21 protein-coding genes are annotated in these 23,396 nt (G+C 63.4%); 9 read left to right on the top strand and 12 right to left on the bottom strand.

The features are described from left to right. Positions 1-59 precede the first annotated feature (59 nt). Entirely contained in the window at positions 60-767 is a 708-nt protein-coding gene (locus IEC33019_RS01030) for a PA5502 family lipoprotein (protein ID WP_070091368.1), read from the top strand. Positions 768-882: 115 nt separating this feature from the next. On the opposite strand, the gene katE is transcribed toward IEC33019_RS01030, so the two are convergent. Continuing rightward, positions 883-3,045 (bottom strand): catalase HPII, encoded by a 2,163-nt coding sequence (gene katE / locus IEC33019_RS01025; protein ID WP_256815322.1) that lies wholly within the window; start codon positions 3,043-3,045, stop codon positions 883-885. A 206-nt stretch (positions 3,046-3,251) separates the two neighbouring features. Here katE and IEC33019_RS01020 point away from each other — a divergent pair, with 206 nt between their 5' ends. From IEC33019_RS01020 to IEC33019_RS01010, 3 genes are all read left to right on the top strand, one after another. Further along, positions 3,252-4,259 (top strand): methionine ABC transporter ATP-binding protein, encoded by a 1,008-nt coding sequence (locus IEC33019_RS01020; protein ID WP_070091366.1) that lies wholly within the window; start codon positions 3,252-3,254, stop codon positions 4,257-4,259. After that, complete coding sequence (locus tag IEC33019_RS01015; protein WP_070091365.1) at positions 4,259-4,930, top strand: methionine ABC transporter permease; 672 nt, start codon at positions 4,259-4,261, stop codon at positions 4,928-4,930. Before IEC33019_RS01020 ends, IEC33019_RS01015 begins: the two co-directional genes overlap by 1 nt. 64 nt (positions 4,931-4,994) lie before the next feature. Continuing rightward, a complete protein-coding gene (locus IEC33019_RS01010; protein WP_070091364.1) occupies positions 4,995-5,765 on the top strand; it encodes a MetQ/NlpA family ABC transporter substrate-binding protein in 771 nt (256 codons plus the stop codon). A 120-nt stretch (positions 5,766-5,885) separates the two neighbouring features. On the opposite strand, the gene IEC33019_RS01005 is transcribed toward IEC33019_RS01010, so the two are convergent. From IEC33019_RS01005 to IEC33019_RS00985, 5 genes are read right to left on the bottom strand one after another with little or no spacing between them, the layout of a single operon-like run. Then, positions 5,886-6,518, bottom strand: coding sequence for an SCO family protein (locus tag IEC33019_RS01005; protein ID WP_070091363.1), 633 nt, complete (start codon positions 6,516-6,518; stop codon positions 5,886-5,888). Beyond that, a complete protein-coding gene (gene cyoE, locus IEC33019_RS01000; protein ID WP_070091362.1) occupies positions 6,515-7,414 on the bottom strand; it encodes a heme o synthase in 900 nt (299 codons plus the stop codon). The genes IEC33019_RS01005 and cyoE overlap by 4 nt, the downstream gene beginning before the upstream one ends. Continuing rightward, entirely contained in the window at positions 7,399-8,472 is a 1,074-nt protein-coding gene (locus tag IEC33019_RS00995; protein WP_070091361.1) for a COX15/CtaA family protein, read from the bottom strand. Before IEC33019_RS00995 ends, cyoE begins: the two co-directional genes overlap by 16 nt. Positions 8,473-8,481: 9 nt before the next feature. Next, a complete protein-coding gene (locus tag IEC33019_RS00990; protein ID WP_070091360.1) occupies positions 8,482-9,066 on the bottom strand; it encodes a hypothetical protein in 585 nt (194 codons plus the stop codon). Next, positions 9,032-9,772, bottom strand: coding sequence for an SURF1 family protein (locus IEC33019_RS00985; RefSeq protein ID WP_070091359.1), 741 nt, complete (start codon positions 9,770-9,772; stop codon positions 9,032-9,034). Before IEC33019_RS00985 ends, IEC33019_RS00990 begins: the two co-directional genes overlap by 35 nt. 63 nt (positions 9,773-9,835) lie before the next feature. Between IEC33019_RS00985 and IEC33019_RS00980 the strand changes: the two genes are divergently transcribed. Continuing rightward, positions 9,836-10,039: a twin transmembrane helix small protein gene (locus IEC33019_RS00980; protein WP_070091358.1), complete on the top strand. Its 204-nt coding sequence runs from the start codon at positions 9,836-9,838 to the stop codon at positions 10,037-10,039. Between the two features lie 66 nt (positions 10,040-10,105). Here IEC33019_RS00980 and IEC33019_RS00975 read toward each other — a convergent pair whose 3' ends face one another. Genes IEC33019_RS00975 through coxB form a run of 4 tightly spaced genes read right to left on the bottom strand, consistent with a single transcriptional unit; the run spans position 10,106 to position 14,347 of the window. Then, complete coding sequence (locus IEC33019_RS00975) at positions 10,106-10,993, bottom strand: cytochrome c oxidase subunit 3 (protein WP_070091357.1); 888 nt, start codon at positions 10,991-10,993, stop codon at positions 10,106-10,108. A gap of 16 nt (positions 10,994-11,009) precedes the next feature. Then, complete coding sequence (locus tag IEC33019_RS00970) at positions 11,010-11,576, bottom strand: cytochrome c oxidase assembly protein (RefSeq protein ID WP_070091356.1); 567 nt, start codon at positions 11,574-11,576, stop codon at positions 11,010-11,012. A 10-nt stretch (positions 11,577-11,586) separates the two neighbouring features. After that, positions 11,587-13,176 (bottom strand): cytochrome c oxidase subunit I, encoded by a 1,590-nt coding sequence (gene ctaD, locus IEC33019_RS00965; protein WP_070091355.1) that lies wholly within the window; start codon positions 13,174-13,176, stop codon positions 11,587-11,589. 43 nt (positions 13,177-13,219) lie between these two features. After that, on the bottom strand, positions 13,220-14,347 hold the full coding sequence (coxB, locus tag IEC33019_RS00960) for a cytochrome c oxidase subunit II (RefSeq protein WP_070091354.1): 1,128 nt from the start codon (positions 14,345-14,347) through the stop codon (positions 13,220-13,222). Positions 14,348-14,723: 376 nt separating this feature from the next. On the opposite strand from coxB, the gene IEC33019_RS00955 reads away from it, so the two are divergent. Next, positions 14,724-15,365, top strand: coding sequence for a hypothetical protein (locus IEC33019_RS00955; RefSeq protein WP_070091353.1), 642 nt, complete (start codon positions 14,724-14,726; stop codon positions 15,363-15,365). Positions 15,366-15,406: 41 nt separating this feature from the next. Here the strand turns inward: IEC33019_RS00955 and IEC33019_RS00950 are convergent, their stop codons facing one another. Both IEC33019_RS00950 and IEC33019_RS00945 read right to left on the bottom strand, forming a co-directional pair. Beyond that, on the bottom strand, positions 15,407-16,942 hold the full coding sequence (locus IEC33019_RS00950) for a SulP family inorganic anion transporter (protein WP_170831719.1): 1,536 nt from the start codon (positions 16,940-16,942) through the stop codon (positions 15,407-15,409). A 186-nt stretch (positions 16,943-17,128) separates the two neighbouring features. Beyond that, positions 17,129-17,848 (bottom strand): carbonic anhydrase, encoded by a 720-nt coding sequence (locus tag IEC33019_RS00945; protein WP_070091352.1) that lies wholly within the window; start codon positions 17,846-17,848, stop codon positions 17,129-17,131. A 438-nt stretch (positions 17,849-18,286) separates the two neighbouring features. Here IEC33019_RS00945 and IEC33019_RS00940 point away from each other — a divergent pair, with 438 nt between their 5' ends. The 3 genes from IEC33019_RS00940 (at position 18,287) to IEC33019_RS00930 (ending at position 23,382) form a co-directional block, all read left to right on the top strand. Next, on the top strand, positions 18,287-19,693 hold the full coding sequence (locus IEC33019_RS00940) for a TolC family outer membrane protein (RefSeq protein ID WP_070091351.1): 1,407 nt from the start codon (positions 18,287-18,289) through the stop codon (positions 19,691-19,693). Positions 19,694-19,808: 115 nt separating this feature from the next. After that, positions 19,809-21,935 (top strand): type I secretion system permease/ATPase, encoded by a 2,127-nt coding sequence (locus IEC33019_RS00935; RefSeq protein WP_070091350.1) that lies wholly within the window; start codon positions 19,809-19,811, stop codon positions 21,933-21,935. A gap of 31 nt (positions 21,936-21,966) precedes the next feature. Continuing rightward, positions 21,967-23,382, top strand: a complete 1,416-nt coding sequence (locus IEC33019_RS00930) for an HlyD family type I secretion periplasmic adaptor subunit (protein WP_070091349.1) — start codon at positions 21,967-21,969, stop codon at positions 23,380-23,382. Positions 23,383-23,396: the final 14 nt, after the last annotated feature.

The following is a 23,396-nucleotide window of genomic DNA, read 5'->3' as shown; positions in this document are numbered from 1 at the left end:
GAGCGTGCGCACCAGGGTGTAGACTTGCTCGCTTTTTGCGCAAATAGAGAGTCGCAGGAATGAAGCCGTTCGCCTCCCGTTTTCTGCTTGTTGCCGTTCTATCCCTGTTCCTGGCGGCCTGCTCCAGCACTCCGTCGGAACAGGCGAGCGCGCCTGACCAGGCCGATGCCTGGCAAGGGCTGCAACAAAGCATCGCCAGCAATGAGCTGGCCACCGCCGAAGACCAGTTGGCCGCGTTGCAGACGCAATCGCCGGACGATGCGCGCCTCGAGCAATACCAACGCCAATTGGCCGAAGCCTACCTTCGACGCAGCCAGATCGTGCTGCAGAAGGGCGACGTCAATGCCGCTGCCACCGCACTGGCCCGCGCCCGCGCCCTGATGCCCCAGGCTCCGGCCGTCACCGGCGGCGACGCCGTGGCCCAGGCGCGCAAGGCCGAACTTGAAAAAGCCGAGGCCGCGCTCAAGGCCGCCGAGGCCAAGCCCAAGGCCCGCGTCATCGACCCCAGTGCACCCAACACCGTGGTTGCGCTGAAGACTACAGACATTCGCGCCATGCGCCGCCAGCTCGATGACATCGCCGCCGATGTGGTGAACTACCAATGCGACGTGGTGTTCCAGGTGCCGCGCACTGAAGACGCGCCTTGGCTCAAGACCCTGCTCGAAAAACGCGTGCGCAAGCTCGATGGCGCCTTCGAGCTGAACCAGCGCCACGAAATCCAGCGAACGTTGCCGGCGCAGGTCGTTCTGGTACCGCGCCAGCCTTGAGATATTGGGGGCGCTCTGCGCCCCTTTCGCGGGACAAGCCCGCTCCTACTGGGGCCCCACTGTTACTGCAGGAGCGGGCTTGCCCCGCGAAAGGGCAGCAAAGCAGCCCCGAACCTCACGCCGGAATCGCCTCGGCCACCCCCTCCCGCGCCCACACCCGGTGTTGTTCCAGCGCTTTCACGAAGGCATCCACCGACTGCTGATCATCTCCCAGCAGCAACCCCGCATCCTCCTTGAGCCCCAACGCATCCAGCAAAGCCTTGCCCTCACTGGCCAGCCCCATGGGCTTGAGGTGCTTGTAGGCTTCGAGCAGGTAATGCTTGGCCACGCCGCTCTGACCCAAAGCTCCGAGCGCTGCCTTGCCGGCCGGCACCCAAAGCCCGTCGATCATCACCGACGGCATTCCCTCCATCGAAGCATCCACAGCCAACGCCTTGCCCTCAGCAGTCTTGACCGGTGCCGACGTCGGCCCCAGCACCAGGATGCGCGCGCTTTTTGCCTCGAAAGCCTTCACCAGCCGGTCGACACTGGCGCCATCTACGCCGTCGGCCACCAACAAGGCGATCTTGCGCCCCTTGATGCCCACGCTGCCGGGGTGGTTCATCTGGCTCAACGCCGGTGACTGCGCAGGCCTCGCGCCCTTGGCCTGGACCGTTCCAGCCTTCGGCGCCGGCAAGCCCAGGTTGGCCGCCACGGCCGCCGCGAGGCCCAGGTCGATGTTGGCCAGGATCTCGTTCACCTCGCGCGCCCGGATCGCCTCACGCTCGACCTTGCCCAGCTCGAAGCTGTAGGCCTTGATGATGTGCTGCTGTTCGGTCGGGCTCATGCTCTGGAAGAACAAACGCGCCTGAGAAAAGTGATCGCTGAAGGAGTCGCTACGCTGGCGGATCTTGTGCCCGTCGATGCGCTCCTGATAGCTCTCGAAGCCCCCGCCATGGGGGGCGGGCGGCGTCTCCTTGGGCCAGCCGCCATCGATGGAGTTGGGCTCATAGGAGGCACGCCCCTTGTCGATGGTCATACGGTGCATCGCATCGCGCTGGCTGCTGTGGTTGGGCACGATCGGTCGGTTGATCGGGATTTCATGGAAGTTCGGGCCACCCAGGCGGCTGAGCTGGGTATCGGTGTAGGAGAACAGACGCCCCTGCAGCAACGGGTCGTTGGTGAAGTCGATTCCCGGCACGATATGCCCAGGACAGAAGGCGATCTGTTCGACTTCGGCGAAGAAGTTGTCCGGATTGCGATTGAGCACCATCTTGCCCAGCGGCGTCACTGGGACCAACTCTTCAGGAATGATCTTGGTCGGGTCGAGCAGATCGAAGTCGAAGTTGTGCTCGTCAGCCTCCGGGACGATCTGCACGCCCAGTTCCCATTCAGGGTAATCGCCGGTCTCGATGGCCTCCCACAGGTCGCGGCGGTGGAAGTCCGGGTCCTTGCCGCCAAGCTTCTGCGCCTCGTCCCAAAGCACCGAGTGCACGCCCTGGCGCGGCTTCCAGTGGAACTTCACGAACGAGGCCTCGCCCTGGGCGTTGACCAGGCGGAAGGTGTGCACGCCAAAGCCTTCCATCATCCGCAGGCTGCGCGGAATGGCCCGATCGGACATCGCCCACATGACCATGTGCGCCGACTCCGGCACCAGCGAAACGAAGTCCCAGAAGGTGTCGTGGGCCGAGCCACCGGTAGGCACCTCGTTGTGCGGCTCGGGCTTCACTGCGTGAACGAAGTCCGGGAACTTGATCGCATCCTGGATGAAAAATACCGGCATGTTGTTGCCAACCAGGTCGAAATTGCCTTCATCGGTGTAGAACTTCACGGCAAAGCCGCGCACGTCGCGCACGGTGTCGCCCGAGCCACGCGGGCCTTGCACGGTGGAAAACCGCACGAAGACCGGGGTGATTTTCTGGGGATCCTGCAGGAAGCTCGCCTTGGTCAACGCCTCGTGGCAGCCGTAGCTCTGGAAGTAGCCATGGGCACCCGTGCCGCGAGCATGGACGATACGCTCGGGAATCCGCTCATGGTCGAAGTGGGTGATCTTCTCGCGCATGATGAAGTCTTCGAGCAACGAAGGCCCACGCATGCTGGACTTGAGGGTGTTCTGGTTGTCGGCGATCTTCACGCCCTGGTTGGTGCGCAAGGCCTGGCCGGTGGCATCGCTGCGCATGTTCTCCAGGCTCTGTACCTTGGCATTGGTGTTGGCCCGATCAGGCGTGTGGGTTCCCGCCAATTGGCTGTCCCTGGGCGAATCCGGAGTCTTGCTGGGCATGTCGGCTCTCCTCGTCATGGCATTTAGGCGCCCCGTTCGGGGTCGTTCCTGTAGTGACTGAAGCCGGCCCTTGAGCGTTCAATCGGATTACCGGTTGTCGCGTTATGCCCAGCGGATTGGTTGAAGGCGAAATAAATGCTAAGAACAACTATGGGAAAAGGCTAAAATGCGCGACCCCGGCTAACCGCTGACCCAAATTCCATGCGCCCCACAAGGTTCGCTCAGTGATCGAGTTTCAAAATGTCCACAAGACCTACCGCGTCGCCGGTAGGGATATTCCTGCCCTGAACCCGACCAGCCTGACCATTGAGAATGGCCAGGTGTTCGGCCTGATCGGGCACTCCGGCGCCGGCAAGAGCACCTTGCTGCGCCTGATCAACCGCCTGGAAGCCCCAAGTGGCGGCAAGATCATCGTCGACGGTGAAGATGTCACCGCGTTCGACGCCAACCAGCTGCGCCGCTTCCGCCAGCAGGTCGGCATGATCTTCCAGCACTTCAACCTGCTGGCTTCCAAGACTGTCGCCGACAACGTCGCCCTGCCGTTGACCCTGGCCGGTGAGCTGTCGCGCAGCGAGATCGACAAACGCGTGACCGAACTGCTGGCCCGCGTCGGGTTGTCGGACCACGCCAAGAAGTACCCCGCCCAGCTTTCCGGTGGCCAGAAACAGCGCGTGGGCATCGCCCGTGCCCTGTCCACCAGCCCCAAGATCCTGCTGTGCGACGAGGCCACCAGCGCCCTCGACCCGCAAACCACGGCCCAGGTCCTGCAGCTGCTGGCCGAGATCAACCGTGAGCTGAAGCTGACCATCGTGCTGATCACTCACGAGATGGACGTGATCCGCCGGGTCTGCGACCGCGTGGCGGTGATGGACGCCGGACAGATCGTCGAACAAGGCGCGGTAGCCGATGTGTTCCTGCACCCGCAGCACCCGACCACCAAGCGTTTCGTCCAGGAAGACGAGCAGGTGGACGAAAGCGAGCAGCGCGACGACTTCGCCCACGTGCCAGGGCGTATCGTGCGCCTGACCTTCCAGGGCGATGCCACCTACGCGCCGCTGCTGGGCACCGTGGCCCGCGAGACCGGCGTGGACTACAGCATCCTGGTCGGGCGTATCGACCGCATCAAGGACGTCCCCTATGGACAGCTCACGCTCGCCGTCACCGGCGGTGACATGGAAGCGGCGTTCGCCCGCTTCAAGGCAGCTGATGTTCATATGGAGGTACTGCGTTGATGGACGCCCTAAATTTCTTCGCCAACGTCGATTGGGCCGAAATCTGGCTCGCCACGATCGACACCATGATCATGTTGTTCGGCTCACTGTTCTTCACCGTGCTGCTGGGCCTACCACTGGGCGTATTGCTGTTCCTGTGCGGCCCGCGCCAGATGTTCGAACAAAAGGGCGTGTACGCGCTGCTGTCGCTGGTGGTCAACGTGCTGCGTTCGCTGCCGTTCATCATCCTGCTGATCGTCATGATTCCGATCACCGTGCTGATCACCGGCACCTCGCTGGGCGTCGCCGGCGCCATCCCGCCGTTGGTGGTAGGTGCCACGCCATTCTTCGCGCGTCTGGTAGAAACCGCCCTGCGTGAAGTGGACCGCGGCATCATCGAGGCCACCCAGTCGATGGGCGCCACCACCCGCCAGATCATCACCAGCGCCCTGCTGCCAGAGGCCCGTCCGGGCATCTTCGCTGCCATCACCGTCACCGCCATCACCCTGGTGTCCTACACCGCCATGGCCGGTGTGGTCGGTGCCGGTGGCCTGGGCGACCTGGCCATCCGCTTCGGCTACCAGCGTTTCCAGACCGACGTGATGGTGGTCACGGTGATCCTGCTGCTGATCCTGGTTCAAGTTCTGCAGAGCGTCGGCGACAAACTGGTCGTGCATTTTTCCCGTAAGTAACCCCAATGGGGTCGGCCCAGCCGACCCGTTCGGGGGCCGTCGCGGCCCTCACAAGGAGTGATCAATGAAGAAGCTGCTTGCTGTTGTCGCCGCTGTCGCGGCCTTCTCGGCCAACGCCGAGTCCCTCACTGTCGCGGCCACCCCGGTTCCGCACGCCGAGATCCTCAACTTCGTGAAGCCGCAACTGGCCAAGGAAGGGGTGGAACTGAAGGTCAAGGAATTCACTGACTACATCCAGCCGAACGTGCAGGTGGCCGAAAAGCGCCTGGACGCCAACTTCTTCCAGCACCAACCGTACCTGGATGAGTTCAACAAGGCCAAGGGCACCAACCTGGTCAGCGTTGCCGGCGTACACCTGGAGCCGCTGGGCGCCTACTCGAGCAAGATCAAGAAGCTCGACGAGCTGTCGTCCGGCGCCACCGTGGTCATCCCCAACGACGCCACTAACGGCGGCCGCGCCCTGCTGCTGCTGGACAAGGCCGGTGTGATCAAGCTCAAGGACAACAAGAACATCCTGTCGACCGTCAAGGACATCACCGCCAACGTCAAGGGCCTGAAGTTCCGCGAGCTGGAAGCGGCCACCATTCCACGCGTGCTGACCCAGGTCGACCTGGCGCTGATCAACACCAACTACGCCCTCGAAGCCAAGCTCAACCCTGAGAAGGACGCCCTGGTCATCGAAGGCAGCGACTCGCCGTACGTGAACATCCTGGTTGCCCGTCCGGACAACAAGGACGCCGACGCCATCAAGAAACTGGCCGCCGCCCTGCACTCGCCGCAGGTGAAGCAGTTCATCACCGAGAAGTACAAAGGTGCAGTGATTCCGGCGTTCTAAGCGGTCAGATCGCACTAAGCCTTTCGCGGGTAAACCCGCTTCCACAGAGACACCACAGGCCAAGGAGCCTCGATGAATCTGTGGGAGCGGGTTTACCCGCGAAGCTTTTCAGCCGCGAGGTCAATCCCGTTTGACCAACCCCGGCAACTGCGCCACCAGCTTCTGGTTGTTCAACGGTGCACGGATGAAACCGCGCTGACGCCCGTCCGGCCCGACCACCGCCAGGTTGCCGCTGTGATCGACCGTGTACCCCGGCTTGCTGGTATCGGCCGGAATGAACGGTATGCTCAGGCCATTGGCCAACGCCTGGGTGTCCTCGATCGACCCCGTCAGGCCCACGAAGTCCTTGTCGAAATAGCCCAGGTACTGCTTGAGCTGGTTCGGCGTGTCCCGGTTCGGGTCCACGCTCACTAGTACCACCTGCAAATGCTCGAGTGCTTCCTTGGGCAGCTCGCTCTTGACCTGGCGCAACTGGGCCAGGGTGGTCGGGCAGATGTCGGGGCAGTAGGTGTAGCCGAAGAACAGCAGCGACCACTTGCCCTTGAGCTGGTCCAGTTCCACAGGACGGCCGTCCTGGTCGGTCATGGTCACATCCGGCACCGTGCGGCTCTGGGGCAGGAGGATGATGCCGGCATCGATCAGCTCGGCCGGGTTCGCCTCGTTGCGGCCATTGAGCACCTTGTTGACGGTCAGGCCGAGGATCAAGGCAACGACGGCGACGAGGATGAAGACGGTTTTCTGGGTTCGGGTCATAAGGTCGGCAACAGGTAGTGGTCCAAAAGCAGTGCGATGAACAGCAGGAACAAGTACCCGATAGAGTACTTGAAGGTCCTGATCGCAGCGTGCGGCCTGGTGCCACGGTACAACACCCAGGCCCAGTGGAGAAAGCGCAGGCCCAGGACGAGGGCACAAGCCAGGTAGAGCGGGCCGCTCATGTGGATGACATACGGCAGCAGGCTGACCGCCAGCAGCACGAAGGTATAGAGCAGGATGTGCAGCTTGGTGTAGCGCTCGCCATGGGTCACCGGCAGCATGGGAATGTCCGCCTTGGCGTACTCCTGCTTGCGATGGATCGCCAGGGCCCAGAAGTGCGGTGGGGTCCAGGCGAAGATGATCAGCACCAGCAGCAACGGCTCGGCGCTCATGTGCCCACTCACCGCCACCCAGCCCAGTAGCGGCGGCGTCGCGCCAGCCAGGCCACCAATGACGATGTTCTGCGGCGTGGCACGCTTGAGAAAACCGGTGTAGACCACGGCATAACCCAGCAACGAAGCCAGGGTCAGCCAGGCGGTGAGGGGGTTGGTGAACACCAGCAGCACAGCCATGCCCGTCAGCGACAAGGCCAGTGCGAAGCCCAGCGCCGGCAAGGGCGCGACCCGGCCTTCGGCCAGAGGGCGCTTGTGGGTGCGGGCCATCAGTGCATCGATGCGCCGGTCCACCACATGATTGACCACCGCCGCGCCCCCGGCGCACAGGGCAATTCCCAGGTTTCCGAACACCAGGATGGGCCAGGGCACCCCCGCCCGGGTGGCCAGGAACATGCCCGCCAACGAAGTGATCAGCATCAGCACAACCACTTTCGGCTTGGTCAGCTCCAGGTAGTCGCGCCAACCGGCCCGCGTCCGGCGTTCACTCAGAAGCGTCGCCACGCGTCAGCCCTCGTGTGCACAGAGCCACCCGCGCTGGTGACCGGTGTCAGGCGCCAGCCATGGCCGACGCGGACCTTGTCCACCACGCGAATCCGATAGTTCACCAGCACCATGCTCAGCAGCAGCAGGGCTCCGCCCGCGTTATGCGCCACGGCCACGCCCAGCGGCAGATGGAACAGCACATTGCTGATCCCCAGGCAGACCTGCAGACCAAGCACCAGCAGCACCAGCCGAGCCAGGCCAGTGAGGCCGTTGCGATGCAGCTTCCAGCTCAGCATCAGCAGCACCCCGACAACCATCAACGCCCCAAGCCGGTGACTGATGTGGATGGCCGTGCGGGCATCGCTGTCCAACTGCCCACCCAGGTAGTTGGGCCCCACGTGCTGGGTCAGGTGAAAGCCGTTGCTGAAGTCCGCCGACGGCCACCATTGACCGTGGCAGGTGGGCAGATCGATGCAAGCCACCGCGGCATAGTTGGCACTGACCCAACCCCCCAGGGCGATCTGCCCGATCACCACCAACAGCGCCAGCGCAGCCACCCGACGCAGACTCAACGGTAGCTTGGGCAACGGCGCAAAGGCGCGCGATAGACGCAGGGATAACAGGAACAACAAACTGAGCGTGGTGAAGCCACCCAGCAAATGGGCGGTGACCACCTGCGGCCAAAGCTTGAGGGTGACCGTCCACATGCCGAACGCCGCCTGGGCGAGCACCACCCCCAGCAACAGCACCGGTAGACGGTAGGGCTGGCCATCCCGGGCATGACGACGTACAGCCTGGAAGGCCAACAGCGCGATCACCGTCGCCAGGGTGCCGGCGAAGTAACGATGGACCATTTCGGCCCAGCCCTTGGCCTCTTCCACTGGGTGGTCCGGGAAGCGCAGTTCGGCGTGAGCCAGCTGGGCTTCGGTCTTGGGCACACCGATGAAGCCATAGCAGCCTGGCCAGTCGGGACAGCCCAGGCCGGCGTGGGTCAGGCGAGTATAGGCACCGAGCAGCACGACCAGCAGCGCCAGCACGGTGGCGAACACAGCAAGGCGATATCCGGGTCTGGCCATGGCGGCCTCCTAGCCGATGTTGGACAGCTTGAGCAGATGGCGCAGGTCGTCGAGCACCTGTTTGCCGTTGACCTTGGCGTCGTAGCGCAGCACCAGGTTGCCGTGGGGGTCGACGATCCACAACTGCGGACCAGGCGCCTCGACCTTCTGGCCATAGCGCTGGGTATCCAGCGGGTAACGTTGCAACTGCGGGTACTCACGCTCAAGGGTGCCTTGGTAATCGCCAGGGAGTGGCTGGGCGGTGGCCAAGGCATGGCTGGCACGGCTTGCATCGCGGCCCAGGCCGATCTGGATCTGCCGCGCCAGGTATACCAGCGCTTGGCAGTCCTTGGCGCAGGCTGCCGGGGCACTGACCAGCAATTGCCAGCGCGCCTCCTGGGCATCGATGCCGATGTCGGCGCGGCTTTCGCCGTTGCCGATCATCTCGCCGTGATAGCTGCGACCCTCGGGCACCCAGAACTGCAGCTTGTACATGCTGGTGGCCAGAATCATCGGCCCCAACACCACCAGCAGGATCAGGATCAGTTGCAAACGCCCGCGGCTTCTGGCTTTGCCACGTTCAGGCATGTCCAGTGGACTCGTTACGCCGCCCATGGGTGTTCTCCTTTTTGTCATGCCAACCGAAGTAGAGGTAGAGCAGCACCAACGCCGTGGCCAGGGCGAACCATTGCACGGCGTAGCCCAGGTGTTTTTCCGGGCCCATGGCGACCACCGGCCAGTCCAGCCGGTAGCTGGCTGGGCCATCCTCAAGACGCAGCTCATGGGCGAAGCCTTCACGCCCCAGCTGTTGCCACAGTTGGGCTGGGGCGACGGCGGTCAGCAGGTGCGGCCACTGGCCGCCGACCGGGTCGGGGTGCAACTGGAAGGTGGCGCCGGGCGCGACATAGACCGAGGCTTCGAGGGCCAGGGCCTGCGCGGGGGTATCGAAACGGACGGGGTCGCGACGATCTGGCCAAGGCAGCCAACCCCGATTGACCAGCAGCCACAGGCCGCTGGCCTGGTCATGGAAAGGCTGCAGCAGCTCCACGCCGACCCGTCCATCGCGGATGCTGTTGTCCAGCAGCAAGCTGTGCTCCCCATCGAAGCGGCCATACAGGTGCACGCGACGATAGGCCGGATCAGCCACCTGCGGCAGCTGGGCGCTGGCCAGTGGCGCCTCGATCCGGCGTTCGGCGTAGCTTGCCAGCAGCGTACGCTTTTCATCGGCACGACCCAGTTGCCAGCAGCCGAGCGCAATCAGGCCCGGCAGCAGCGCGAGCACCACCAGGGTCGGTACCAGGCCTGGGCGAAACGGCTTCACCGCGGCCTCGCCAGGTCGATCGCTATACTTAGAATCATCACCGCATTCCCCCGGAGTTTCGCCATGCTCAAGGCCGCGATTGTCCTGATGCTGTTGGCCACCATCGCCAGCCTGTTCAGCGGGCTGGTGTTTCTGGTCAAGGACGACGAACACTCGACCCGCTTGCTCAAGGCCCTGACTGTGCGGGTCACCCTGGCCTCCCTGACCATTGCCCTGGTGGCCTGGGGCCTGATCAGCGGCCAACTGGTCTCCCACGCCCCCTTCTAGGTTCTCACCTGACCCGCTCCTACCTGGCCCGTCGGTGCTCTTTAAAGACAGTTGCCTTCACAAGGTTCAGAGCACGTACACGAAGATGAACAGCCCCACCCACACCACATCGACGAAGTGCCAGTACCAGCTGGCCGCCTCGAAACCAAAATGCTTGTCTGGATTGAAATGCCCGCGCAGCACGCGGCAGAACATCACGATCAGGATCAGCGTGCCCAAGGTCACGTGGGCACCGTGAAACCCCGTGAGCATGAAGAAGGTCGCGCCGTAGATCCCCGAGCCCAGCGTCAGGCCCAGCTGGGTATAGGCCTCGTGATACTCGTAGGCCTGCAGCGCCAGGAACGACAAGCCCAGCAGGATGGTCAGCCCCAGCCACAGCTTGAGCGGCCCCCGATGGTTCTTGCGCAGGGCATGGTGGGCGATGGTGACCGTCACACTGGAACTGACCAACAAAATGGTGTTGATCAGCGGCAGGTGCCACGGGTCGATGACTTCCTTGGGCGGCGGAAACAGCTTCGGATCCGGTGTATGCAGCAGCGGCCAGGCGAATTCGAACGTCGGCCAGAGCATGTGGGCGATGCCTTTGTGCCCCTCGCCACCGAGCCAGGGGCCGGCCAGCACCCGCACGTAGAACAGCGCGCCGAAAAACGCCAGAAAGAACATCACCTCCGAGAAAATGAACCAGCTCATGCCCCAGCGGAACGAGCGGTCCATCTGTGCGCTATAGAGCCCGGCATGGCTTTCCCTGACCACCGCACCGAACCAGCCGAACAGCATATAGGCCAGAAACAACGCGCCGACGAAGAAGATCAGCGGCCCATGGGACTCGGGGTGCCCGGCCTTGAGGTCGTTGAACCAGGTCCCCAGGCCGAACACCGTGATGAACATCCCGATGGTCGCGATGATCGGCCACTTGCTCTGCGCCGGGACGTAGTAGTGCTCATGACTTGCCATTGCTGTTCTCCTTCCCTTAACGGGCGCCCTGAACGTCCTGGGCCGCGACATGGGCGACCGGTGGGTGGCGAGCGGTGATGTCGAACAAGGTGTAGGCCAGTGTCAGGTGCTTCACATTGGCCGGCAGGTCGCGATCGACGATGAAGCGCACCGGCATTTCGATGCGCTCACCGGGCTGCAGCACCTGCTGGGTAAAGCAGAAGCACTCGGTCTTGTGAAAATACGCTGCGGCCTCGGCCGGCGTGATGCTGGGTATCGCCTGGGCGCTCATGGGCCGGTCGGTGGGGTTGCGGGCGATGAAGATCATCTGGTTGACCGCGCCCGGATTGACCTCCAACTGGTCGGCCGTGGAGTAGAAGTCCCAGACCATGTCGCTGGCGTTGGTGGACATGAACTGCACCCGCACCGTGCGCGACGGGTCGCTGACCTGGCTGCCCTCGTATTGCCCGCCGGTCTTGCCATTGATGCCGAACGCCTTGCACATCACGTCGTAGATCGGCACCAGGGCAAAACCGAAGGCGAACATCACCACCGTCAGCATCAACAGGCGCGTGACCAGGCGTCTGAGCGAAAGGCCATTCATGCCCGGTGTCCTACTTCACGTCCGGTGGCGTCTGGAACGTGTGGTAAGGCGCTGGTGAAGGCACCGTCCACTCCAGGCCATCGGCGCCATCCCAAGGCTTGGCCGGTGCCGGCGCGCCGCCGCGGATGCACTTGATGACGATGAACAGGAACAGGATCTGCGTCGCGCCGAAGGTGAAGGCGCCGATCGACGAGACCATGTTGAAATCGGCGAACTGCAGGTTGTAGTCCGGAATCCGCCGCGGCATGCCGGCCAGCCCCACGAAGTGCATGGGGAAGAAGGCCATGTTCATGCCCACGAACGAGAGCCAGAAGTGCAGTTTGGCCAAGGTTTCGTCGTACATGTGGCCGGTCCATTTCGGCAACCAGTAGTAGGCCGAGGCGAAGATGCCGAAGATTGCGCCGGGCACCAGCACGTAGTGGAAGTGGGCCACGACGAAGTAGGTGTCGTGGTACTGGAAGTCCGCCGGGGCGATGGCCAGCATCAAGCCGGAGAACCCCCCGATGGTGAACAGGATGACGAACGCGATGGCGAACAGCATCGGCGCTTCGAAGGTCAGGGCGCCCTGCCACATGGTGCTGACCCAGTTGAACACCTTCACCCCGGTAGGGACGGCGATCAGCATGGTGGCGTACATGAAGAACAGCTCGCCGACCACCGGAATCCCGACCACGAACATGTGGTGGGCCCAGACGATGAACGACAGGAAGGCGATCGCACCGGTGGCGTAGACCATCGAGGTGTAGCCGAACAACGGCTTGCGCGAGAAAGCCGGAATGATCGAGCTGACCGCGCCGAAGGCCGGCAGGATCATGATGTACACCTCAGGGTGCCCGAAGAACCAGAACACATGCTGGAACAGCACCGGGTCACCGCCGCCAGCGGCACTGAAGAAGCTGGTGCCGAAGTGGATGTCCATCAGCATCATGGTCACCACGCCTGCCAGCACCGGCATCACCGCGATCAACAAGAACGCGGTGATCAGCCAGGTCCAGACGAACAACGGCATTTTCATGAGCGTCATGCCTGGGGCTCGCAGGTTGAGGATGGTGGCGATCACGTTGATCGCGCCCATGATCGAGCTGATCCCCATCAGGTGGATGGCAAAGATGAAGAACGTCACGCTGGCCGGCGCATAGGTGGTGGACAGCGGGGCATAGAAGGTCCAGCCGAAGTTGGGGCCACCGCCTGGGCTGAACAAGGTCGAGACCAGCAGCAGGAAGGCCGCCGGCAACAGCCAGAAGCTGAAGTTGTTCATCCGAGGCAGGGCCATGTCTGGCGCGCCGATCATCAGCGGGATCATCCAGTTGGCCAAGCCGACGAAGGCCGGCATCACCGCGCCGAATACCATGATCAGCCCATGCATGGTGGTCATCTGGTTGAAGAACGCCGGTTCCACGATCTGCAAGCCAGGCTGGAACAGCTCGGCGCGGATCACCATGGCGAAGGAGCCGCCGAGCAGGAACATGGTGAAGGCGAACCACAGGTACATCGTGCCGATGTCCTTGTGGTTGGTGGTCAGCACCCAGCGCATCAGGCCCTTGGCCGGGCCGTGGGCGTGGTCATGGCCTTGGGCGTGGTCGTCGATCACTGCACTCATGTCCTGTCTCCTGCAATCCATTGATTGCCGCGAGTAACCCGGTTCATTGCGCGTCTGCCTGCTTGAGCGCCAGCACATCCTTCGGCGTGACCATGTCACCCTTGTTGTTGCCCCAGGCGTTGCGCTCGTAGGTCACCACTGCGGCGATATCGACTTCCGACAGCTGCTTGCCGAAGGCGGCCATCGCGGTGCCGGGACGACCGTGGAACACCACGTTCAAGTGCTCCTCTTTAGGCCCGGTGGCGACCTTCGAGCCCTTGAGCGCCGGGAACATCGGCGGCAGGCCCTGGCCTTCGGCCTGGTGACAGGCCACGCATGTGGTGTGGTAGACCTTGTCGCCACGCGACACCAGTTCCTCGAGCGTCCACTCCTTGCTGGTCAGCTCCTTGAGCTTGGCAGCCTCGGCTTTGCGCTCGCCTAGCCAAGTGTCGTAATCAGCCTTGGACTTGACCTCGACCACCACCGGCATGAAGCCGTGGTCCTTGCCGCACAGCTCGGTGCACTGGCCGCGGTAGATGCCTGGCTTCTCGATACGCGTCCAAGCCTCGTTGACGAAGCCCGGAATGGCGTCACGCTTGACCGCGAAAGCCGGCACCCACCAGGAATGGATGACGTCGGCGGCGGTCACCAGGAAGCGCACCTTGGCCCCGACCGGCAGCACCAGCGGCTGGTCGACTTCGAGCAGGTAGTGCTCGTCCTTGGGGGCCTTGTTGTGGATCTGGTCGGCGGGCGTGGCCAGGTTGCTGAAGAACTCGACGTCCTGGCCCAGGTACTTGTAGTGCCACTTCCACTGGTAGCCGGTGACCTGGATGTCGAGGTCCGACTCGCTGGCGTCGTAGATGTCGATCAGGGTCTTGGTGGCCGGGATGGCCATGGCCACGAGAATCAGGAAGGGGACGACGGTCCAGAGGATCTCGACCCAGGTGTGCTCGTGGAAGTGCGCAGGCTCCTGGCCGGTGGAACGGCGGTGGATGACCATCGACCAGAACATCGCGCCGAACACCACGATGCCGATGACCACGCAGATCCAGAAAATGGTCATGTGCAGGTCGAACACGGCGTTGGAGACTTCCGTCGCCCCCGGTGCCATGTTCACGGTCCAGGCGGCGTGTGCCTGGCCAAACACCAACCACAGCAGGAGGCCCATCCAGACATGTGGATGTCGCATCATTGCGGGTTCCCCTTATCGTTCTTGTTGTCCCGGAGGCGTGGACGACCGTACGGCTAAGGAGGGGATGGCGGCCAAGACTGCCTGGCTTCGACGACCGAGCCCCTGCAAATGGCAGTCGGGCCTCATCAACGAATCACGTTCAACCCGAGTATAGACAGCGACCAACGGCACGCAACGAAGGCCATGAAAACAACTTCACGCCTCGACGTAATCGCTTGAAAGCCTTGGGCTTAATGGGTCGGAGCAAAATGATGGCACATTGATATAGCCGCTCGAACAAACGTGTCTCGGGGTTATAACAAAAGCGTCTTAGGCATTCTCGTAAGCAAGCTAACTTAGTGTCTTCCGTTTGTAACGCCTTGTCCCTGGAGTTGTCATGAACATCGCTGCTGTCCGCGAGCAGATCACCCACGCCCACCACCACGAGGGCCAGACCGGCCAATTGAAACAGCGCCTCGAACAACAACTGCCGCACCTGCATCCCTTGATCCAACTGCCCGAGCAGGATGCCCAGGGTACTTTGGCGCGCTTCGTCAGCGCCTACATCGCCCAGGTTCCAGAACTGCTGGAGGCCGCTCATGAAGTGGCCCGCGAAGCCGGGATCGAGTCGCAGATCAAGCCGGTGCTGAAAATCGCCGAGGCCTATTTCCTGCAACCACCCAGCGTCATGCAAGGCCACGTCGGCCTGGACTGCCTGCTGGACGAAGCCTACCTGGCCCATCGCCTGGTCGAAGAGGTCAATGACCTGTACATCCGCCATTTCCAGCAGCCGCTGATTCCGGTGGACACCACCGTGGCCAACCTGATCGCCCATCAATTGATCGGCGAAACCTTCGCCAACCAGCTGGATGAGGTGGTGCACCATTCGGTGGACGAAATGCTCAATGACGAGAGTTTCGCCGTGGAATCGGTGGAAGCCTACCGGGAAAAACTCTGCAGCCCTGAAACCGGCGCGGCTTGGAAACGCTGGCCGTGCCTGTCCCGCCAATTGGGCGTGGAGCTCGGCCAACCGGTGTGATCAACCACCCGCGAATGGGCCGCCAAGCGGCCCCTCTTGCCTCAGGCCCCAAGACCCGCCGTCGTACGCAACCGCCCCTCGATACGCCGCTTGAGCCGTCGCTGCTCGATCAACAGCCGCGAGCCCTTGGCCGCGTTGCTGCGCCCCCAGTCCTCCAGCAGTTCGAGGCAGGAGTGGTCGATATAGCTCAGGTTGCCCAACGGCACATGCAGCGTGGTCCCTTCCGGAACGCTCTCCAGCACCTGGGTCAGCGCCGGGACCTTGAGGAAGGTCGCCGCGCCGCTCAGACGCAATTCCATGTGCCCCGCCTTCGCAAGGGTGACCAGCCCGATCTTCAGCCGCGCCGCCTTGAGCGCCAGCTTGAGCAGGGTCAGGGCAAAGCCCAGCAATACGCCGGTCAGCAGATCGGTGACGATGATCGCCAGCGCCGTCGCAACATAGGTGAACATGGGCATGCGGCCATAGCGGCCCAGTCCCCGGAAGGCCTTGAAGTCCACCAGCTTGATACCGGTGTACACCAGCACACCGGCCAGGCTGGCGACCGGGATCTGCTGCAGCACGCTACTGAGTGCCACCACGAAAGCCAGCAGCCACAAGCCATGGAAAATCGCCGACCATCGCGTCTGCGCACCGGCCTGGACGTTGGCCGAGCTGCGCACGATCACGCCGGTCATCGGCAGCGCCCCGAGCACACCGCACAGCATGTTGCCCAAGCCCTGCGCCGACAACTCCCGATCGAAGTCCGAGCGCTGACCGCTGTGCATGCGGTCCACCGCGGCGGCCGAAAGCAGGGTTTCGGCACTGGCGATGAAGGCCAGGGCGAAGGCTGCGACCAGCAGGGCAGGGTCGGCCAGCTTGAGCAGATCATCCGGGCGCAGCCAGTCGATGGCTTCGGATAAATCCGCTGGCACCTGCACCCGGTTTACCGGCAAGGCCAGCCACAGGCTGACAGCGGTCATCGCCGCCACACCCAACAGCGCGCCAGGCACAAAGCGCAAGCGCTGAGGTCGCCAACGCTCCCATGCCCACATCAAGGCAATGGTGCCCAGGCCCAGGACGCCGGCCTGCCAGCCATTGCCCGCGCGCTCCAGGGGCAGCGCCGAGGCCAGGGTCGCCGGGAAGCCCAGCAGGTTATCCACACCCGAGGGCTGTGGCGCACTGTCGAACATCACGTGCACCTGGGACAGCACGATCAGCACGCCGATCCCCGCGAGCATCCCATACACCACCGCAGGCGCTGTGACCCGGAACCAGCAGCCCAGGCGTAGGCGTCCTGCCAGCAACTGCAACAACCCCGCCAGCAACAAAATCGGCCCCAGCATGGCCATGCCATGCTGACGCACCAGTTCGAACACCAACACCGCCAGGCCCGCGGCAGGACCACTGACCTGCAAGGGCGAGCCGGCCAGAAAGCCCACGACGATACCGCCGATGATGCCTGTGATCAGACCCTTGGCCGGCGGCATGCCCGAGGCGATCGCGATACCCATGCACAGGGGCAGCGCCACCAGGAAGACAACCACTGAGGCCAACAACTCTCGCGGCATCGCCGCTTTGATCTGTGTCTTGTTCACCATGAAGCTCCTTTCTCAAGTTTGGCGGCCAATCCAAGGCCGCAGGCACGGGGAACCCTGACACGCGCGCAGGCGCGGGCCGCCAGCAAGCCGGCAGGGCAGTCAGGGAAATTCAAGGCAGCCGACAGCCAGGCCACACCCCGCTGGGGTGCGACCGGCCATCAAGAACAATGCAGGTGTTCGGATCGCTTAGTAGCGACCTCTCGGCGTAGCGCAGGGAATTGGCTCACCGGCAGTGAGCGGCAGGAAGCTGTCGGTCGCAGCGTCGTAGGCTTCGATCCGGCTGGTCTCGATGTCGTAGACCCAGCCATGGATGAACAGCTGGCCGGCTGCCAGGCGCGAGGCGACCGAAGGATGGGTACGCAGGTGGTGCAACTGGGCGATGACGTTTTCCTTGGTCAGCACCTGCATGCTTTCGTGCTCGCTGCCGCAGGAGCAGTTGTCCTCGACTACGGTGCGGGCCACTTCGGCATGGCGCAGCCAGGCCTTGACCGTGGGCATCTTCTCCAGCGAGTTGGGGTTGAGCACCGCGCGCATGGCGCCGCAGTCGGAGTGACCGCAAACGATGATGTGGTGCACGCCCAGCGCCATCACGGCGTATTCGATGGCAGTGGAGACACCCCCGTTCATCTGCCCATAGGGCGGAACGACGTTGCCGACGTTGCGAGTCACGAACAGATCGCCCGGCGAGCTCTGGGTGATCAGCTCCGGAACGATGCGTGAGTCGGCACAAGTGATGAACATGGCGCGTGGCTTTTGCGCGGTGGCGAGTTTCTTGAACAGCTCTTGCTGTTCGGGAAAGACGTCATGGTGAAAACGCAGGAAGCCGTCGACGATATGCTTCAGGGCGGCATCGGCGCTTTCGGCAGGTGCAGCCGGGACGACCTTGTTTGGGTCCTTGACGGGCATGATTCATCCTCTTGGCGGTTGTAGGTAAGGTCCATTTTACCGGGGAAAGATTCTGGCTATGCAGGGCGTTAGATGACACGCACAGGCGATAAATCACAATCTCTTGTCGACTTACGCTACGGGAGAAAACTTAACTGAAACTGAATTCGGAGGCTCTAGAACGGGCGTTCTAGGTTTCCAGAAAGGATTTTGATAATAGCAAAAAAACATCAATCGCCAAGATCTATGAGTGAAAATAATGCATCACATTAGTTGGATTGAACCTTTCGCCCTGTATACCCCTGAATAGAGGCCTTGAGCGCCTGCAACCGTCGCGCCACACCCTTACGTTGCCGGGCGCGCTTTCCTACGAAACACACACCCTTCATCCCATATATCGCCAGTATTTGCCGATAGTAGGATTCGCTCCGTTCTTAACTGCGAAGACACGGACCGTCCATGCCCCGTCGCCACCTCACGCTCCTGAGCTGCCTGATTTTCTGCCATCCCCTACTCGCCCAGGCACAACGCGCCGAACTGCTGGATGTCTATCGCTTTGCAGTCGAACACGATGCCCAACTCAGCGCCGCTCGCCACGAATACCAAGCGCTGCAAGAGCGAATCCCCCAAGCCATGGCCGGACTGCTACCGACCCTCGATGCCGGCATCAGTATCGAGGGCAGTCGCCTGCAAACCGACGAGACCAACGGTGATCGCATACGCAGCGGCACTCTCCACCAGGCCAGCCTCACCCAGCCCCTGTTCCGCCTGGACCGTTGGCACGCACTCAAGGCCGCCGAGGCCGGCACAGCCCAGGCTGCACTGCAACTGGCCGAAAAAGAGCAGGCGCTGATACTGCAGACCGCCGAGGCTTATTTCGATACCTTGCGCGCACGCGATGCCCTGGCCGCCGCCAAGGCTGAAGAAGCAGCACTCAGGCGCCAACAGCAGCAGGCTCGGGAACGGTTGGCCAATGGCGCGTCCAGCATCACGGATGTGCTGGATGCACAGGCCGCCCATGACATTGCCAGCGCCAACCGTAAGCGGTTGCAACGCAAGGTCGAAGACACTTTCGAAGTGCTCCACCGCCTCACCCGCCAGAAATATACCCAGATTGCTGGCGTTACCCACCAGTTGACAATACGCACACCGGTACCCGCGCAAGCCGACACATGGGTTTCCCTGGCCCTGCAAGGCAATCTTTCATTGTTGGCCAGCGAGCACGCCAGGGACGCAGCCGAGCACACCAACCGGCAGCGCAAGGCAGGCCATGCGCCAACGCTCGACGCCGTGGCGTCCTATCGCAAGGGAGACAATGACCGTTTCGGCTATAGCACCACTGCCAATTCCGCGCATGGCGGCTATCGCGACAGGGTCAGCCAAAGCTCCCTGGCCCTGGAGCTCAAGGTCCCGCTGTATGCCGGCGGCCTGCACAGTTCGCAGGTGCGTGAAGCCAACCAACGCCTGGCCCAGCGCGAAGACGAGTATGAAGACCGTCGCCGCGCAGTGACGTTGCAAACCCGAAGTCTGCACCGCGCCATACATGCCGGCGTGGAACAGGTCCAGGCTCGTCGGCAAAGCATCCACTCCAGCCAGGCAGCGTTGCAGGGTACCCATGCAGGCCGTGCACTGGGATCACGCAACACCGCGGATGTGCTCAATGCCGAGCGCCAGCTGTACCGCGCTGTCCGTGAATACAACGATGCTCGTTACGATTACATCATCGATTCACTGAAGCTCAAGCAGGCCGTCGGCAGCCTGGCCTCCCAGGACCTGCTCGAGTTGTCCCACTACCTGAGCCGCGACTACGACCCTGACCGCGACTTTCTGCCCCCGAGGCCAGGTAGCCTGCCCAACATTAAATGATTGGATGAATATTAATCATTCTATGCCAGCGAGATGGGTGCCGCCTTTTGCAAGCCAAGTTAACCCATTGAAATAGTTAGCCTTATTAGGTCGTTACGACCTGCATGGATGCGTTATGAGTGAACACCAACCAGATAGCCCAGACACCGGGCTGATCTGCCTGCTGATCCTGGCCCGTTTCCACAATGTGGCAGCCTCCGGCGAACAGCTGGCCCACGAATTCACCGATGGCCAGCAAGCCTTCGCCGCCCCGCAACTGCTGCTGGCGTCGCGCAAGCTCGGCCTCAAGGCCAAACGCGTCGAGACCCGCCCCGAGCGCCTGGCGCAGACGCCACTGCCGGCAATTGCCGCCGACCGTGAGGGCGGCTTCTTCATCATCGCCCGCATGGACCAGGGCAGGGTGCTGATCCAGGATCCGCGTGACGAGCGACCCGAGGTGATCGACCTGGCCACCCTCGAGCAACGCTGGAGCGGCGAGTTGTTGCTGGTGCGCAGCGAAGCACTGGCCCCCGGCGAATCCTCGCGCTTCGACTTCACTTGGTTCATCCCGGCCATCGTCAAGCACCGCAAACTGCTCGGCGAAGTGACCCTGGTGTCCTTCGTGCTGCAGATCTTCGCCCTGCTCACGCCGTTGTTCTTCCAGGTGGTGATGGACAAGGTCCTGGTGCACCACGGCCTGACTACCCTGGATGTAATCGCCATCGGCCTGTTGGGCATCATGCTGTTCGAGTCGGCCCTGAGCGGCCTGCGCAGCTTCGTCTTCGCCCACACCGCCAGCCGTATCGACGTCGAGCTCGGCTCACGGCTGTTCCATCACCTGATCCACCTGCCGCTGGCCTACTTCCAGGCACGCCGGGTCGGCGATTCGGTGGCGCGGGTGCGCGAACTAGAGAACATCCGCAACTTCCTCACCGGCAACGCCATCACCCTGGTGATGGATGTGCTGTTTTCGGTGGTGTTCATCGCCGTGATGTTCTATTACAGCGGCTGGCTGACCCTCGTGGTGGTGGCTTCGCTGCCGCTGTACGCGCTGGTGTCGCTGCTGATTACCCCGGTGCTGCGCCAGCGCCTGCAGGACAGCTTCAACCGTGGGGCCGAGAACCAGGCGTTCCTGGTCGAGACGGTCAACGGCATCGACACCCTCAAGTCGATGGCCGTCGAGCCGCAGGTCCTGCGGCGTTGGGACAACCAGCTGGCGGCCTACGTCGCCGCCGGCTTCAAGACCCAGACCCTGTCGACCCTGGCCAACGAAAGCGTCGGCCTGATCGGCAAGCTGGTGACTGTCGCCACCCTCTGGCTCGGCGCGCGCCTGGTGATCGATGGCCAGCTCACGGTCGGCGAGCTGATCGCCTTCAACATGCTGGCCGGGCGCGTGGCCCAGCCGATCATGCGCCTGGCCCAGCTGTGGACCAGCTTCCAGCAGACCGGCGTGTCGGTGCAGCGCCTGGGCGACATCCTCAACACCCGCACCGAGCTTGGCAGTTCGGCACGCAGCGCCTTGCCGCCCCTGCGAGGCCGTATCGAGTTCGATCAGGTGCGTTTTCGCTATCGCGCCGATGGCTCGGAAATCCTGCGCGGGGTCAACTTGTGCATCGAGCCCGGCGAAGTGATCGGCGTGGTCGGGCGCTCAGGTTCCGGCAAAAGCACCCTGACCCGCTTGCTGCAGCGGCTCTACGTGCCCGAGCGCGGGCGGGTACTAGTCGACGGCATGGACCTGGCCCTGGCCGATGCCTCCTCGCTGCGCCGGCAGATCGGCGTGGTGCAGCAGGATAACCTGCTGTTCAACCGCAGCATCCGCGAGAACATCGCCCTGGCTGACCCCGGCACCCCGCTGGAGACGGTCATGCAGGCCGCGCGCCTGGCCGGTGCCCACGACTTCATCCTTGAGCTCGCCGAAGGCTACGACACCATGGTGGGCGAGCACGGCGCCTCGCTCTCGGGTGGACAACGCCAGCGCATCGCCATAGCCCGCGCGCTGATCGGCGACCCACGCATCCTGATCTTCGACGAAGCCACCAGCGCGCTGGACTACGAGTCCGAACGCATCATCCAGCAGAACATGCGTTCGATCTGCCAAGGCCGCACGGTGATCATCATCGCCCACCGGCTATCTGCCGTGCGCGATGCCAACCGCATCGTCGTGGTGGACCGGGGCCAGATCGTCGAACAAGGCAGCCACGCCGAACTGCTCGCGCACCAGGCCGGGCACTACGCCAGGCTGCACCGCCTGCAACAGGGCTGATCCTCTCACCACCTCATACCAAGGAGAGGCCATGTCCGCCCATTCCAGCCTCTGGCAGCGCTACCGCAAGGCCTGGCAGCATGCCTGGCGCCAACGCAAGGCGCTTGACGCGCCTGCGCGTGCCGCCCACGAAATCGAGTTCCTGCCCGCCGCCCTGGCCTTGCAAGAGCGTCCACCACATCCGGCGCCGCGGGTGTTCGTCTGGAGCATCATGGGCTTTGCCGCCCTGGCCCTGCTGTGGGCCTGCCTCGGTCATATCGACGTGGTCGCAGTGGCCACGGGCAAGGTGGTGCCGAGCGGGCGCAGCAAACTGGTACAGCCCAGCGAGACGGCGGTGGTCAAGGCGATCCGCGTCAGCGATGGCCAACGAGTGAAGGCCGGCGAGCTGTTGCTCGAGCTCGACCCGACCACCGCCGACGCCGAGGTGCGCCGCAGCGAAAGCGAACTGCTCGCCGCGCGCATCGATGTGGCGCGCAGCAGCGCGATGCTCCAGGCCATCGCCAGCAGCCAGCCACCGCACGAGTTGCAAGGCGACATCGAGCAGGCCGACGCGCAGCAGGTGCAGGATGCCGAATGCTGGCTGCAGGGGCAGTACCAGGAATACCGCAACAGCCTCGAGCAGGTCGATGCCGAGATCCAGCAGCGCGGTGCCGAGATCCAGGCCGCCCAGGTGCAGGTGGCGAGCCTGCGCAAGACCCTGCCCATCGCCACGCAACTGGCCCAGGACTACCAGAGCCTGCTGGAGCAGCAGTACGTGGCCCGCCACGAGTACCTCGACAAGGAACAGGCCCGGCTCGACCTGGAGCGCCAGCTGCAGGTGCAGCAAGCCAGCGTGCTGCAATCGACCGCCGCGCAGTCGGAGGCCCTCCGCCGCCGCGAAGGCGTGGTGGCCCAGGCCCGGCGCAGCCTGCTCGACCTGCAGCAGACCGCAGGGCAGAAGGTCGCCCGCCTGCGCCAGGAACTGGCCAAGGCGCGCTACCAGGAGGCTCGCACGCAACTGCTGGCCCCGGTCGACGGCACCGTCCAGCAATTGGCGGTGCACACCGTCGGTGGCGTGGTCACTCCGGCCCAGGCCTTGATGGTCATCGTGCCCGCTGACCAGCCAGTGGAAGTCGAGGCGCTGCTGGAGAACAAGGACGTCGGCTTCGTCCAGGTCGGCCAAGCCGTGACGGTCAAGGTCGAGACCTTCACCTACACCCGCTACGGCACGGTGCAGGGCGAAGTGCTGAGCGTGTCGCGCGACGCCATCGAGGACGAACGCCGCGGGCTGGTGTACAGCAGCCGCATCCGCCTGGCCGGCGACCACCTGCAGGTCAACGGCCAGGCCGTGGCGCTGACGCCAGGCATGGCGGTGAGCGCCGAGATCAAGACCGATCAGCGGACGGTTATTGATTACTTCCTGAGTCCGTTGCAACAGCATGCGCAAGAGAGTTTGCGGGAACGGTAATGACATCGAAAAGG

The organism is Pseudomonas putida (genome assembly GCF_002741075.1).
Taxonomy (GTDB): domain Bacteria; phylum Pseudomonadota; class Gammaproteobacteria; order Pseudomonadales; family Pseudomonadaceae; genus Aquipseudomonas; species Aquipseudomonas putida_T.
Note: the sequence above shows the minus strand (reverse complement) of the source record. Positions and strands in the feature narration are given on the sequence as shown.

Bases quoted from the DNA above. Each gene is read 5' to 3' on its own strand.
- ctaD (WP_070091355.1), bottom strand. From the start codon at position 13,176: ATGAGTGCAGTGATCGACGACCACGCCCAAGGCCATGACCACGCCCAC.
- IEC33019_RS01010 (WP_070091364.1), top strand. From the start codon at position 4,995: ATGAAGAAGCTGCTTGCTGTTGTCGCCGCTGTCGCGGCCTTCTCGGCC.
- IEC33019_RS00930 (WP_070091349.1), top strand. From the start codon at position 21,967: ATGTCCGCCCATTCCAGCCTCTGGCAGCGCTACCGCAAGGCCTGGCAG.
- IEC33019_RS01015 (WP_070091365.1), top strand. From the start codon at position 4,259: ATGGACGCCCTAAATTTCTTCGCCAACGTCGATTGGGCCGAAATCTGG.
- IEC33019_RS00935 (WP_070091350.1), top strand. From the start codon at position 19,809: ATGAGTGAACACCAACCAGATAGCCCAGACACCGGGCTGATCTGCCTG.
- coxB (WP_070091354.1), bottom strand. From the start codon at position 14,347: ATGATGCGACATCCACATGTCTGGATGGGCCTCCTGCTGTGGTTGGTG.
- IEC33019_RS00990 (WP_070091360.1), bottom strand. From the start codon at position 9,066: ATGGGCGGCGTAACGAGTCCACTGGACATGCCTGAACGTGGCAAAGCC.
- IEC33019_RS01030 (WP_070091368.1), top strand. From the start codon at position 60: ATGAAGCCGTTCGCCTCCCGTTTTCTGCTTGTTGCCGTTCTATCCCTG.
- IEC33019_RS01005 (WP_070091363.1), bottom strand. From the start codon at position 6,518: ATGACCCGAACCCAGAAAACCGTCTTCATCCTCGTCGCCGTCGTTGCC.
- IEC33019_RS00955 (WP_070091353.1), top strand. From the start codon at position 14,724: ATGAACATCGCTGCTGTCCGCGAGCAGATCACCCACGCCCACCACCAC.
- katE (WP_256815322.1), bottom strand. From the start codon at position 3,045: ATGACGAGGAGAGCCGACATGCCCAGCAAGACTCCGGATTCGCCCAGG.
- IEC33019_RS00980 (WP_070091358.1), top strand. From the start codon at position 9,836: ATGCTCAAGGCCGCGATTGTCCTGATGCTGTTGGCCACCATCGCCAGC.
- IEC33019_RS00995 (WP_070091361.1), bottom strand. From the start codon at position 8,472: ATGGCCAGACCCGGATATCGCCTTGCTGTGTTCGCCACCGTGCTGGCG.
- IEC33019_RS00950 (WP_170831719.1), bottom strand. From the start codon at position 16,942: ATGGTGAACAAGACACAGATCAAAGCGGCGATGCCGCGAGAGTTGTTG.
- IEC33019_RS00975 (WP_070091357.1), bottom strand. From the start codon at position 10,993: ATGGCAAGTCATGAGCACTACTACGTCCCGGCGCAGAGCAAGTGGCCG.
- IEC33019_RS00945 (WP_070091352.1), bottom strand. From the start codon at position 17,848: ATGCCCGTCAAGGACCCAAACAAGGTCGTCCCGGCTGCACCTGCCGAA.
- IEC33019_RS00940 (WP_070091351.1), top strand. From the start codon at position 18,287: ATGCCCCGTCGCCACCTCACGCTCCTGAGCTGCCTGATTTTCTGCCAT.
- IEC33019_RS00970 (WP_070091356.1), bottom strand. From the start codon at position 11,576: ATGAATGGCCTTTCGCTCAGACGCCTGGTCACGCGCCTGTTGATGCTG.